Below are 13028 nucleotides of genomic sequence, written 5' to 3'. Positions count from 1 at the left end.
TGGGGAGTAGTCCCTAAGAGTGCTTGCCTTGTAGGTGTAGTCGGACTAGACATGAAGCTGTAAGACCAAAATTAGCTTTGCTAGTAGAGGCAGGATTCAGCCCAAGAATCTCCGCACTTTTAGGGCGGAGAGTGTCAAAAAGGATGGAACCATTATAGAGAAAAACGTTTGGCGATTTTTGTCAATTGTTTTTGATCTAGAGCGAACTAATCAATTAAATCTCTTGCCAGATAAGGATTTAGTTTATTTATGCCACCCTATCGAACCATAACAAGTAACGAAGAGCTAGAAAATCCGTATTTGGGGTGTTGTATGGAAAAAATCCGTCTAGTATATAATTAGTGTGATGGCCATCGCCGTGGGGTGCGTTCCCTAATGTGGCTCCTACCGCTCCACTAGCAGTAGGCTAATCTGGCTAACACGCTTTTGGGCGTAATATACGGAAAATTTCCGTATAATCAATAGTCCAGTAGGGTGCGTTAGACGGCGACAATCTCTGCTCTTACTTAGGACTAGCAATCCGTCGTAACGCACCACCCACGAGATATATTAAAAATAGTAGGCGTTATTTTTTTATCGTTGGGTTGTAACCAGTAACGTTATGGGTTACACTTAATGGATGATAGTCAGTTTCAAGCATCGAGGACTAGAGCAGTTCTTTGAGTCGGGAACCATCCGAGGCATTCAAGCAAATCATGCCAAACGAATTCGGCTGATTCTGGCTCGTCTCAGTGCTGCAACTTCACCGCAAGACATGAACTTGCCCGGATTGGTACTTCAAGAACTGGCAGGGCAACGTAAAGGAACCTGGACGGTGAGAGTATCTGGAAACTGGCGGATCACTTTCACCTTTGACGGTGTTGATGCTTGTGATGTCGATCTTGAGGACTACCACTGATGAAAATGTATAATCCACCACATCCTGGTGAAGTTCTTAAAGAACTTTGTCTCGAACCTTTGAATCTGACTGTGACTGAGGCTGCTGAAGCATTGGGTGTAAGTCGAAAAACCCTATCTGCCATCTTAAATGGTAGGGCAGGTATTAGCCCCGAAATGGCAATTCGCTTAGGGAAAGCTTTCGATACATCTCCTGAAAGTTGGCTCAATCAGCAAATGCAATACGATCTATGGCAAGCAGAGCAGACAATTGGCAATATCAAAGTCAAACGGCTATCAGTTGCCTAACCAGGGTTTGCAGCCGACGGACTCAACCCCCCAGTGCGATGCCGAAGGCACTGCATAGCAGATCGCCGATTGCGTAGGGTGCGTTAATTAAATGTAACGCACCACCCACGAGATATATTAAAAATAGTATGATCGCCATCGCTGTAGGGTGCGTTCCCTAATGTGGCTCCTACTGCTCCACCAATAGATTTTTGGGGAACGCACCATGCTAGAGGATTATAAAAATATCTGCCGTCGCACTCCAGCCCATCGCGGCTGAGTTCCACCGTTATCGAGAAAAATAGTTAAATCCCGTCAAATTCCCCTAAAACTTTCACCTCTGGTTCTAACCACAAAGACCAGCGATCGAACACTTGTTCCTGCACATGACGAATTAAACGCAGAATATCCGACGCTTTTGCCGAACCAATATTCAGGATAAAATTAGCGTGTAATTCTGATACTTGCGCCCCACCAATTTGATAACCTTTTAATCCCATTTCCTCAATTAAAGCCCCGGCAAATTGCGGTTTAGGATTGCGGAAAACACTACCACAACTAGGACGATCATAGGGTTGGGTACTTTTGCGATGGCGTAAATTATGGGTAGTAATTGCCATTATTTCCTCACAATTATCGGTAGCTTCTAACTGAAATGTGGCTTCGACAACTAAACGTTGATCCCCTTGCAGAGAAGAACTGCGATAACTATAATTTAAATCTTCTTTGCTTAAAGTTTCTAACTGACCATCGGGATTTAATACCAGCGCCCGCACTAATCGATCCGCCACACAGGAGGTATGTGCGCCCGCATTCATGACCACAGCACCTCCCACCGTACCCGGGATACCCACCGCCCATTCTAAGCCCTTCCAGCCCCGTTTTGCCGCTCTCCAAGCTATTTTTGGCAGGGGTTCCCCCGCTGCTGCTGTAATCGTAGCAGTTTCGCCATCAAAACAACTCGATCGCAGATGGCGAGTATTGAGGACAAGTCCGGGTAAACCTCGATCGCTGATTAGTAAATTTGAACCAGCCCCCAAAACAGTCAAGGGCAAATCTTGCGATCGCCACCAAGCGAACACTTCTCTTAATTCCTCTAGATTAATGGGTTCGGCATACCATTGCGCTCTTCCCCCCACCCGGTAGGAAGTGAAATCAGCTAGAGAAACAGAGGTTTTAATCATAGGGTTTTAGGGGGTTGGGGGTTGGGGTTTTAGGGTTTTGGGTGTTGGGTGTTGAGGGTTGGGGTTTTAGGGTTTTGGGGTAGTGGGGAATTTAGCTGAAATTTCCCTATCTCCCTATCTCCCCATTTCCCCATTCCCTAGCTCGGGGTTGGGGTTTTAGGGTTTTGGGTGTTGGGTGTTGAGGGTTGGGGTTTTAGGGTTTTGGGGTAGTGGGGAATTTAGCTGAAATTTCCCTATCTCCCCATTTCCCCATTTCCCCATTCCCTAGCTCCTATACTCTAAGTGCTAATTGTTCGCAGTAAAGAGAGAGCATTTCCGGGATAACTTGATTGAGATTGCCAGCGCCGAGGAACAGAGCTAGATCCCCTGGTTGGAGAATTTCTAGCAGGAATTGACCTAAAGAACTCAATTCGGGGTGATAGTAGGCATTTTTATGGTGTTTTCTCACCTGTTCGGCCACTTGCTGCCCGGTGACGTGATTGATATTCACTTCCCCAGCACTATAAATATCCGTTAACACTACCACATCGGCGGAACTGAAAGCGGAGCCGAATTCCTCTAAAAAGGCAGTGGTGCGACTGTAGCGATGGGGTTGGAAAATAGCGATCGAACGTTGGTACTGTTTGCCTTCTACCTTCAATTTTGCCGCCGCTAAAGTAGCCAACAATTCGCTAGGATGGTGGGCATAATCATCGATAAAAGTAATGCCGTTTGCCTCTCCCTTGTGTTCAAAACGGCGTTTTGCCCCGGCAAAAGTAGCGATCGCATCGGCAATAACGGCAAATTCTAAACCGAGATAACGTCCGATAGCAACCACTGCCAAAGCATTACTAATATTATGTTGCCCGGGGATTTTCACTTCCATTTGTCCCAAATAACTACCTTTTTCCCAGACGGAAGCTTTCATCATTCCCTGTTCATAGATAATCTCGCTGACGGTGTAATCGGCACCTTTTTCGGGATCGAGACTATAACTAATCGTGGGACAGAAATGCTCGGCGATCGTGTCACAATCTAAACAAGCGACTAAAATCTGGCACTGATTAGCGAATTCATGGAAAGTGTCGATAACTTCGCTTAAATTATGGTAGTGATCGGGGTGATCTAGCTCAATATTGGTGATTACGCCGATTTTCGGGGCGTGCTTGGTTAGGGAACCATCGGACTCATCGGCCTCAGCTACTAAAAAACGACCTTGACCAAGACGAGCGTTACCTTCCCAAGCGTCCACCTCACCACCGACAATGATCGTGGGGTCTAATCCCGCTTCCAGGAGAACGTAACCGATTAGGCTGCTAGTGGTGGTTTTTCCGTGGGTTCCAGCGACGGCGATACTGTCGTAATCGGCGATTAAAGCCGCTAAAACGTCGCTACGGTGAAAAATTGGGTATCCTAAGTTTCTGGCCGCTTGATATTCCTTGTTATGGTCATTAATCGCCGTGGAGCAGATTACTTGCGGAACTGTTTGGCTACTGTTTTGCGGGCCCGGAGAATGAAATAAAGCTAAATTATTTGCCTCTTGACGGTGGAAAATCTGCGCTCCCGCTCCCTGTAGACGTTGGGTGATATGAGTAGGACGTAAATCCGAGCCAGACACAGGTAAATTGCGCTTGGCTAAGATATAAGCGAGGGCTGACATCCCAATACCGCCAATACCGATGAAATGGAAAGGTTGGCCGTTAAAATTAACTTTTTTCACTGTTTTCACTCCTCAAACCCACGATTATATAAGTTTTAAACTCGATCGGTAGTAAAGTCAACTTCATGATAGGAGCATTTGAGCAGAATTCCAAAATGTTGCCCAGTTGCCTTGCAAAATCCTTGACGCAGAATTAAATTTTTTTCTCCCAATTCCTTTTTTTGGGGAGTGGGAAGTGGGGTGTAGGGTGTGGGGTGTGGGGTGCGGGGTGTTTTGCCGCAAACCCTATTTAGGCTAATTTTGGCTTTAAATCGCTTTAATAAATTAAATTTGCTCATTTAAACCCGATAAGATTGGTGAGCTAATAAATTATTTTCGATCGGGATCGCAAAGTTCAACCTTTAGGGTATGATTGGGAACATTAATTATTTTTTTATGTATTGCACTAAAACGTAGAGGGCAAGCAGCAGTGATTAGAGTAGCGATCAATGGTTTCGGACGGATTGGACGTAATTTCCTAAGATGTTGGTTAGGACGGACTGATAGTGGCTTGGAGGTAGTGGGGATCAATGATACATCCGATCCCCGAAGTAACGCTCACCTGCTCAAATATGACTCGATGTTAGGCAAACTTAACGCTGATATCGATGCCGATGATAATTCTTTAATTGTTAACGGTAAAACCATTAAATGTTATTCCGATCGCAATCCCCTCAATCTGCCCTGGGCAGAATGGGGTGTAGATCTAGTGATCGAAGCTACCGGTGTTTTCGTCGATGAAGAGGGCGCTTCTAAGCATATTGTCGCAGGAGCTAAAAAAGTCCTCATTACCGCACCGGGTAAAGGTTCGGGTGTGGGAACCTATGTCGTCGGTGTCAACGCTCACGAATACGAACACGATAAATACAATGTCATCAGCAATGCCAGTTGTACCACCAACTGTCTTGCTCCTGTCGTCAAAGTGATTCACGAAAACTTCGGCATCATCAAAGGGACGATGACCACCACCCACAGTTACACTGGTGATCAACGCATTCTCGATGCTAGTCACCGGGATCTCCGTCGCGCTCGCGCCGCTGCCGTTAACATCGTTCCCACCTCCACCGGTGCTGCCAAAGCTGTAGCCTTAGTTATCCCCGAAATGAAAGGGAAACTTAACGGTATCGCCCTGCGTGTACCCACTCCTAACGTTTCTGTAGTGGATTTAGTCGCGCAAGTGGAAAAAAGCACGATCGCGGAACAGGTAAACGAAGTTCTCAAAGAAGCTGCGGAAAATTCTTTGAAAGGAATTCTCGAATATAATGATTTACCCCTCGTTTCCTCTGATTATCGCGGTGTTGATGCCTCCTCGATCATCGATGCTAGTCTAACGATGGTGATGGGTGGCGATATGGTGAAAGTTATCGCTTGGTACGATAACGAATGGGGTTACTCCCAACGCGTGGTTGATCTCGCTGAAGTCGTCGCCAGCAAGTGGAAAGGCTAAATCAGTGATCAGTAAACAGTAATCAGTGAACAGTGGGCGTTAATTGGGAGTCAGGAGTGGTTAGTGGTTAGTGGCTAGTGATAACTGACTAACTGTTAACTGATAAGTGATAAATTCTCACTAAAAAAGCGCCGATAGATTCCCTCTGTCACCAATTGAGCGGTGATTAGGTTAGCTAGGGCAATCATAAACAGGATCAGTATCTGGTAGGAAGCGGCGTTTAAAGGTTCACTTCCTGCCAATACCTGTCCGGTGAACATTCCGGGTAAACTGACTAAACCCACCACCATCATCTGATTGAGGGTGGGGATTAAACTAGCTCGAATCGCTTCTTTTTGATAACCTGCGATCGCTTGTTGAGGGGTTGCCCCCAAACAAAGATGGGTTTCGATTTCTAAACGGTGACTTTTAATCGCACTGCTTAATCTTTCCCCGGCTAAAGAGGCACTATTCATGGCATTGCCTAACACCATCCCCGTCAAGGGAATTAAGTATTGGGGTGAGTACCATTGTTCTGGTTGAATAATTAAAGCGATGGCATAACCTAAAGTTAGACAGCTACTAATCAATAAAGAGCCGAAAACTAGCGGTAATAAGCCTTTATCCCGGCTATCAATGCGATTTTTAGCAACAATAGTCGCAATAGTCATCATCACTGCCAAAATCCCCAGCACAGCTAGAGGATTATCCAGGGAAAAAATAACGGCGATAACGTAGCCTACCACTAATAATTGCAGGATCGATCGACCGGTCGCTAATAATAATTGTCCCTCTAGAGCTAAATTTGACCAACGGGAGAGGAGTAAACAAATACCCATCATCCCCAAAGCCCAACCCAAATCCACCAAATTTAGTTCTACTAATCCATCCATAAAAATTAAAGAAACAAATTACAAGGATACTTCATCTATAAATAGCAAGTTTATAATTATTTTTGACTAATTAATCCTTCTTTTCGCAGACAAATCCTGATTAGTCTCTAATTTGAGTGAAAGCGCGTGAGTAAAATTCCCCCCGTCGATTTATCCCGTCAATACCAAGTCATCAGCGAAGAAGCTAACCATGCCGTTTTAGAAATCCTCCGTTCTGGGCGCTATATTGGTGGCGAAGCTGTGAGCGAATTAGAACGACAATTCGCCCTCTATCATGGTGTTAGCGATTGTGTTGCCTGTAATTCAGGGACCGATGCCCTTTATCTGGCACTGCGCTCCCTCGGTATTCAAGCGGGGGATGAAGTAATTACTTCTACTTTTTCGTTTATTGCCACCGCCGAAGCGATTAATTTAGTCGGTGCAGTACCGGTTTTTGTCGATATCGATATTAATACTTTTAACCTCGATGTGGCACTGTTGGAAAAAGCGATTACTCCCCAGACTAAAGCGATTATCCCAGTACACCTTTTTGGGCAATCTGTCAATATGTCTGAGGTGGTAAATTTCGCTCGTTCTCATAATTTATTGGTGATTGAGGATTGCGCGCAGGCAACGGGAGCAGAATGGCATGGGCAGAAAGTGGGGAGTATCGGCGATATTGGCTGTTTTAGCTTCTTTCCCACCAAAAATTTAGGCGGTTGTGGCGATGGTGGCGCAATTACCACCAATAACCCCGAGTTAGCGGCACAAATTCGCATGATTAAAGAACACGGCAGCAAGGAGCGTTATCTCCATGAGGTAATCGGAGTGAATAGCCGCTTAGATGCCATTCAAGCGGTTATTTTGCAAATTAAGCTGAAATATCTCGATTTTTGGAATAATCAACGGATCGAGATTGCCCAACGTTATCGGGAATTACTGCAACCCTTGCCTAATATCACTTTACCTGCCGCTTTAGCCGGAGGTAAGCACGTTTGGAATCAGTACACAATCCTAACGGAAAATCGTGACCAAATTCGGGCGGCTTTGCAGGAAAAAGATGTCCTATCCATGGTTTATTATCCGATTCCTCTGCATTTACAGCCGGTTTATCAGTATTTAGGCTATAAAAAAGGCGATTTACCTGTGGCTGAATTGGCCAGTGAAAAAGTGTTATCTTTACCTATGTTCCCCGATTTAAGCTTCGAGGAACAACAACAGGTAGCCTATGCGCTGAAAGATTGTTTGCATAGTTCCTAAGTTATCAGTGGGAATTAGGAATTAGGAATTATGAATTATGAATTATAAATTATGAAGTGGGGAGAAAAAAGCTGCCGACCGCCGACCACCTCCTCTCCTGACTTGAAAATAGAAGCTGAAATAACGCAAATTCGTCAATCAGAATATTTTCATCTCTGGTGGTGAAAATTTTTTCATCAGGACTGACTCGGAGAATACTGACTCCTAACTCCTGTCTCCTGAATACTGACAGCTTACTGCTATACTTAAGCGATTAAATCGATTAACTTTTGTTTTAAAGTTTCCAATCCTAGCCGACGAATAGCCGAGATAAAAACAGCTTGGGGATATTTTTCCTTAGCTATTTCCAAATCCTCGCTTTTTACCTGATCCAACTTATTAAACACCATTAACATCGGACCGGTTTGAATCGGCATCTCCGAGAGGATTTTTAATACCGAGGCAATCTGACTTTCCCAAGCTGGATGGGACAGATCCACCAGATGGAGTAATGCTTCTGCTTCCGTTACTTCCTCTAAAGTTGCCCGAAAAGCATCCACCAGCGAGGGGGGTAATTCGTGGATAAAACCCACCGTATCGGTTAGTAAAAGGGTGCGAGAGACTTGGGTGAGGGGATCGGTAATAGTTAAGCGTCGGGTGGTGGGATCGAGGGTAGCAAACAGTTGATCGGCGGTATAAACTTCGGCAGCGGTGAGCGCATTAATTAAAGTAGATTTTCCCGCATTGGTATAACCGACGATCGCCACACTGGCTACATCTTGTTTTTGCCGTTGTTTGCGTAAACGGGAACGATGAGCTTGCAGTTGATCTACCTCATCCTGGAGACGGGATAGACGACGTTGAATAGTTCGGCGTTCTGTTTCTAATTTTGTTTCCCCCGGTCCGCGAGTGCCAATTCCTCCCCCTAATCTCGACATGGCTAATCCGCGCCCGGTAAGACGGGGTAAAGTGTATTCTAATTGGGCTAATTCTACCTGTAGTTTACCCGCTTGGGATTGGGCCCGTTGGGCGAAAATATCCAGGATTACCTCGGTGCGATCAACGACTCTCACCCCGATTTGGTTCTCTAGATTGCGAATTTGGGCGGGAGAAAGGTCGCGATTGAATACAACTAAATTAGCCCCCGAAGTTTGCACCTGTAGGGCGATTTCTGCCACTTTTCCCGAACCGATCACTGTTTGAGGATGGGGATGATCCCGTTTTTGTCGGGTGACTTGCAAAACTTTGCCCCCGGCGGTATCAACTAAACGTTCTAATTCGCTTAAACCGTCCTCGAACTGGCGATCGCTCATCCCGTCGGTGATTAAACCAACCAATAGCACCCGATCTTCGGCTGTATCAACGGTTATAGCCGTAAATTCTCGCTGAAACTCCGCCTCTAGTCCTTCCACTAACTCTAAAAAGTCCTGTTTGCTTAAATCCTCTAGATTTAAGGGCGGGGAGACAGACCAGTATATATTACTATTGACATTTGTTTGACTTTGTGGTATGAGATGAGCCAGATAGACTTGCTCCACATAACCAGTTGCCCCACCACCGCGACGGATCATACCTGTACCGGTTAGAGTTAAGGTCACCAGTGCGTCTAATCGTTGCAAAGCCATGGCGGTTAAACTGGATTCTTTTGGCGGTTCCTGCTTGAGTTCCGTGGCGATACAACGAATTCCGCAAAGACGTTCAGAACCGTAGCGGGGTAGTTCCAAGAGAGAAAATTGGGTTTGTCGGGGGGTTCCCACTCCCACACGAATTACCTGGCCGCGACGGTTGATATAGGTGCAGAGGGGTTGATGGATATCGGTACTGATGGCCGCCAGTCTTTGGGCGAATTCTGGGGTGGTGAGAGTATCGATGGGCAAGCGTTCATGGTACAGCCTTTGTAGCTGTTTCATCTGACTGGCTTTCAGTCCCTGGGTATTGCCGAAGATGGTATCGATAGGCTTTCCTCGCAATTAGAATTTTATCTATTATTGTAGCGATTATGAGACTCGCCGCTCCTTGAGGGCGTTTCTTTCTCCTCAAAATGAGGTGTGATAGTTAGGGCTTGCTGAATAAATCTAAAAACCTTGTTGGGTAAGACTTTTAGACTTTTTGTCAATCAAAAAGTACCAGTTCTGGGAGTGATCGGGGGAAAATTCCGGGACTTTTTCCCCCAAAATTCGGTAAAAACCTACACCCCACACCCCACACCCCACACCCTGTCCCCACGAAAAACTTTTTCAGCAGACCCTAGTTAGTAAAAGTATAGTCAAATATAGACAGACTGAATTCCATTTCAGAAATTCCCCTCACTCTATTAAAAACGGATGGGAAATGATTAATAATTTCTTTGTAAACGGCAAAACAGATAAAAAATTTCTATGAAAAACTGGCAAAAATTGGCAGGACCAAAAATGCTGATCAGCTTGGAACAACTGAGATAGAGCATCGTCAATCTGGACATTCAAAATGTCACCAACTTGCCGTGATCCCGATGCTAATAGTCAGAGGGAGACTTGCACAATTTCAAAATCTAAGTTAATCTCTCCTAAAAGTCACCTTTAGGTATTTTGACTAAAAAGAAAGTTGCCTAACTTCTACTCTAGCCTCAAGGCTAATGCTGAAAGCTAGAATCATCGGCTGAATCGACTGGCTCTAGCTAACTCTTTACACCACAGGAGGTCTGTTTGAAAGAGACTTTTATCCACAACCCCATGACATCCGCTACCCCAGAACAGAATTGCACTGCTGAGTCTAACCGAATCCGTTGCTCGGCTGCCCTGCTGGGATTAGCACTCTCTCTGGGAGTACCTAGCATTCTCAACTCCACCTCAGAATCAGCCCAGGCCGCCAATTCTGTACCCTTAGAATGGGAAGTAATTGACCTGTCCCAAAAAGCAAAAGGTGCGGGTAAAGAACTAAAAGAACCGCAAATAATCCAATCCCAAGCACTTGCTACCGTCAAATTCATCGCCACATCAGTGGTGGAGCATCAGGTAAAACCGGGAGAATCCCTGTGGAGTTTAGCCGACACCTATCAAACCACCCCTACAGCGATCGCTACCCGCAATAATCTCCCCCCCCAATCCGATCTGATTATCGGACAAACCTTAAAAATTCCCACTCCTGAGCAGTTGCCCCCGGCAGCCCCGGCAGCAACTCCTGAGCAGTTGGATAGTTCCTCTGCTAGTCTGCGTCAAACCCGTCAACGTCTCCAAGAAAGTTTGGCCGCCCTACGGACCGAGGAAATCCCCCATCAGTCCGATTCCGGGGAAACAGTAATTGTCACCGAAACTACCGCTCTCGTTCCCGATAATTCGCCAACCGCTGTCGAGATTCCCGTTATTGCTCCCGAAGAATCGCCCCGACCAACCAGCCAGGTGATCCCGATTCCCGTTCCCACCCCTGAAAGCGATCGCCCGATAGCCACAATTCCCGTTAATCCTCCCTGGACAAGCAGACCGGAAATTCCCAGCGTCGCCCTAGGAAATCCGGCTCCTGTCACTGAAATTCCCGCCGTTCCCAATCCTCGGGTCATAATTCCCCCAGAAAATCAAGTTTATCGGGTTCGGCCAGGGGATACCTTAAACACGATCGCTCGCGCTCTCGGCATCACCCCCGCCGAATTAGCCAGGGAAAACGGCATTGACAACCCCAACCGGATTAAAGTTAATCAAACCCTAGTGATTCCCGACCGCTCTGCCAACGCTAGAGTTAATCAAAATCTTACCCCCTTGGTCGGCGATCGCCCGAGATTGTCCTTTAACCCCAGCAATCGACAAAATTTGCCCGCCGCAACTGCCACCACGGAGACGGAAGAATTCCCCGAAAATATCACCGGCAGCTATCGGGAAAGATTGCGCCAAGAGGTGGCTAATCTGCGGGAAACTAACCTTTCGGAAACCCAGAAAAGTATCGCTATTCCCGTCGATAATCCCGCAGAAACCGTCGATGATCGGCAAATAACCCCTAACCCTCAATGGGCTGCCCTTCGTTCTCGTTCTAACCAAAGCACCCCCCCACAGATTATCGGTTCGGCTCCTACCAATGTGGAAGAATATAATGACCGCCTACGAATCCCCGTCGGCGAAACCGTAGAACCTTCCCTTCCTCCCCTCGCTAATCCCGATGAGTATTTACCTAATCCCACCCCCATTTTTACCGGCTTTATCTGGCCCACCAGGGGTGTGTTAACTTCCGGTTTCGGTTGGCGCTGGGGCAGACCTCATCGCGGCATCGATATCGCCGGTCCAGTGGGTACACCGGTTGTGGCCGCGGCTGCCGGTGAAGTAATCTCCTCCGGTTGGAATTCTGGCGGTTATGGCAATCTGGTGAAACTGCGTCACCCCGATGGTAGCACCACTCTCTATGCCCATAACAGCCGTCTGCTGGTGCGTCGCGGCCAAACTGTTCAGCAAGGCGAGCCAATCGCCCAGATGGGTAGCACCGGTTTTAGCACCGGCCCCCACCTACATTTCGAGGTTCACCCCTCCGGCCAGGGAGCAGTCAATCCCATGGCTTTCCTGCCAGGCAGACGTTAAAGATGCCCCCAAAGGGAAGAAAAAATCTTCCCTTTTTTGCTCTTGTGCAATTGGGTGATTGTGTGTTATTATTGATAACTGTGTAAACAACGGCTTAGTAGCTCAGTTGGTCAGAGCAGGGGACTCATAAGCCCAAGGTCGGCAGTTCAAATCTGCCCTGAGCCATCGGACAAGCTCCAAGAAAACCAGCAAGATTATAATCAGGTGATATCTCGTTCCCTTTTACTTGGGAACGCTCCCTTCAGATTCTACCTGATAACTTTTTACTGATAACAGCAGCAAGGGAATTCCAAAGTTTATTAGCTCAATTGTACTATAACTTTTGCCGATACAGTCACTACCATAATATTATTGTAGGAGTGCCTAGTGGTCAGTGAGTTTATCGAACTGCGTGCGCCCAAAATGTCCTATAGATATTTTGACCAAATTGAGATGCAGCCACGGAAACGCTCTAGACCTGAAGAGGTAGAAATTTATGAAAGCTGAAGATTTTGACCGCAAATTTGATGATGGAGAAAATATCATCGAATACTTGGATTTAACTAAAATTAAACGTTCTAATTCCGAGGAACAAACAATTGCGTTTGAGTTTCCCTCATGGATGGTAGAGGCTCTTGAGCAAGAAAGTCAGCGTCGTGATTTACCGTTACAAGCTATTGTCAAAGACTGGATTGAGGAAAAATTGGCGTTGTCAAATTGAAAGATGATCCGAATCAGCACCGGAACTCCAATTGCTTTGATAGCAAGGATTGCATTGCATCTTTCATATTCTGATCTGACAACGCCTATTGACATCCTCGCCGCCGTAAAACGGACGGCGATTCCTCACCACGCCACTTTTTTAGGGTGGTCGCGTCAACGGGGTTGACGCAGATAGCGAAAAACGCTTAATTGCTTAAGTCTGACACTTTCGACCCGTCCGTTTTC

At 46.4% G+C, this 13028-nt stretch carries 11 protein-coding genes and 1 tRNA gene; 7 read left to right on the top strand and 5 right to left on the bottom strand.

Annotation, left to right across the window (positions count from 1 at the left end):
* The first annotated feature begins 619 nt into the window (after nt 1–619).
* Both IM479_RS01100 and IM479_RS01095 read left to right on the top strand, forming a co-directional pair.
* Complete coding sequence (locus IM479_RS01100) at nt 620–898, top strand: type II toxin-antitoxin system RelE/ParE family toxin (protein WP_287687382.1); 279 nt, start codon at nt 620–622, stop codon at nt 896–898.
* Nucleotides 899–903: 5 nt separating this feature from the next.
* A complete protein-coding gene (locus tag IM479_RS01095; protein WP_287687380.1) occupies nt 904–1185 on the top strand; it encodes a HigA family addiction module antitoxin in 282 nt (93 codons plus the stop codon).
* A 284-nt stretch (nt 1186–1469) separates the two neighbouring features.
* Here the strand turns inward: IM479_RS01095 and murB are convergent, their stop codons facing one another.
* The 3 genes from murB to IM479_RS01080 all read right to left on the bottom strand — a co-directional run bounded on the left by murB (nt 1470) and on the right by IM479_RS01080 (nt 4325).
* On the bottom strand, nt 1470–2348 hold the full coding sequence (gene murB / locus IM479_RS01090; protein WP_287687378.1) for a UDP-N-acetylmuramate dehydrogenase: 879 nt from the start codon (nt 2346–2348) through the stop codon (nt 1470–1472).
* Between the two features lie 271 nt (nt 2349–2619).
* Complete coding sequence (gene murC / locus IM479_RS01085) at nt 2620–4047, bottom strand: UDP-N-acetylmuramate--L-alanine ligase (RefSeq protein ID WP_287687376.1); 1428 nt, start codon at nt 4045–4047, stop codon at nt 2620–2622.
* Nucleotides 4048–4082: 35 nt separating this feature from the next.
* Nucleotides 4083–4325, bottom strand: coding sequence for a hypothetical protein (locus IM479_RS01080; RefSeq protein WP_287687374.1), 243 nt, complete (start codon nt 4323–4325; stop codon nt 4083–4085).
* Between the two features lie 131 nt (nt 4326–4456).
* Between IM479_RS01080 and IM479_RS01075 the strand changes: the two genes are divergently transcribed.
* Entirely contained in the window at nt 4457–5473 is a 1017-nt protein-coding gene (locus IM479_RS01075; protein WP_286824034.1) for a type I glyceraldehyde-3-phosphate dehydrogenase, read from the top strand.
* Nucleotides 5474–5568: 95 nt separating this feature from the next.
* Here the strand turns inward: IM479_RS01075 and IM479_RS01070 are convergent, their stop codons facing one another.
* Nucleotides 5569–6345: an ABC transporter permease gene (locus IM479_RS01070; RefSeq protein WP_287079350.1), complete on the bottom strand. Its 777-nt coding sequence runs from the start codon at nt 6343–6345 to the stop codon at nt 5569–5571.
* 126 nt (nt 6346–6471) lie between these two features.
* Here IM479_RS01070 and IM479_RS01065 point away from each other — a divergent pair, with 126 nt between their 5' ends.
* A complete protein-coding gene (locus tag IM479_RS01065; RefSeq protein ID WP_286824036.1) occupies nt 6472–7584 on the top strand; it encodes a DegT/DnrJ/EryC1/StrS family aminotransferase in 1113 nt (370 codons plus the stop codon).
* 245 nt (nt 7585–7829) lie between these two features.
* Here the strand turns inward: IM479_RS01065 and hflX are convergent, their stop codons facing one another.
* Nucleotides 7830–9533: a GTPase HflX gene (gene hflX, locus IM479_RS01060; protein WP_287687372.1), complete on the bottom strand. Its 1704-nt coding sequence runs from the start codon at nt 9531–9533 to the stop codon at nt 7830–7832.
* A gap of 741 nt (nt 9534–10274) precedes the next feature.
* Here hflX and IM479_RS01055 point away from each other — a divergent pair.
* From IM479_RS01055 to brnA, 3 genes are all read left to right on the top strand, one after another.
* The gene (locus IM479_RS01055; protein WP_287687370.1) at nt 10275–12101 is read left to right on the top strand and encodes a peptidoglycan DD-metalloendopeptidase family protein; all 1827 of its coding nucleotides are present in this window, start codon (nt 10275–10277) and stop codon (nt 12099–12101) included.
* A 91-nt stretch (nt 12102–12192) separates the two neighbouring features.
* Nucleotides 12193–12266, top strand: a tRNA-Met gene (locus tag IM479_RS01050).
* Between the two features lie 310 nt (nt 12267–12576).
* Entirely contained in the window at nt 12577–12801 is a 225-nt protein-coding gene (gene brnA, locus IM479_RS01045; RefSeq protein WP_286824857.1) for a type II toxin-antitoxin system BrnA family antitoxin, read from the top strand.
* The last annotated feature ends 227 nt before the right edge of the window (nt 12802–13028 follow it).

The organism is Microcystis sp. M165S2 (genome assembly GCF_020245885.1).
In the GTDB taxonomy this organism is placed as follows: domain Bacteria; phylum Cyanobacteriota; class Cyanobacteriia; order Cyanobacteriales; family Microcystaceae; genus Microcystis.
The sequence above is the reverse complement of the archived record's forward strand: the minus strand, read 5'-3'. Positions and strand labels throughout refer to the sequence as shown.

Coding starts and splice junctions, on each gene's coding strand:
- IM479_RS01100 (WP_287687382.1), top strand. CDS start 620: ATGATAGTCAGTTTCAAGCATCGAGGACTAGAGCAGTTCTTTGAGTCG.
- IM479_RS01095 (WP_287687380.1), top strand. CDS start 904: ATGTATAATCCACCACATCCTGGTGAAGTTCTTAAAGAACTTTGTCTC.
- murB (WP_287687378.1), bottom strand. CDS start 2,348: ATGATTAAAACCTCTGTTTCTCTAGCTGATTTCACTTCCTACCGGGTG.
- IM479_RS01080 (WP_287687374.1), bottom strand. CDS start 4,325: ATGAGCAAATTTAATTTATTAAAGCGATTTAAAGCCAAAATTAGCCTA.
- IM479_RS01070 (WP_287079350.1), bottom strand. CDS start 6,345: ATGGATGGATTAGTAGAACTAAATTTGGTGGATTTGGGTTGGGCTTTG.
- IM479_RS01055 (WP_287687370.1), top strand. CDS start 10,275: ATGACATCCGCTACCCCAGAACAGAATTGCACTGCTGAGTCTAACCGA.
- brnA (WP_286824857.1), top strand. CDS start 12,577: ATGAAAGCTGAAGATTTTGACCGCAAATTTGATGATGGAGAAAATATC.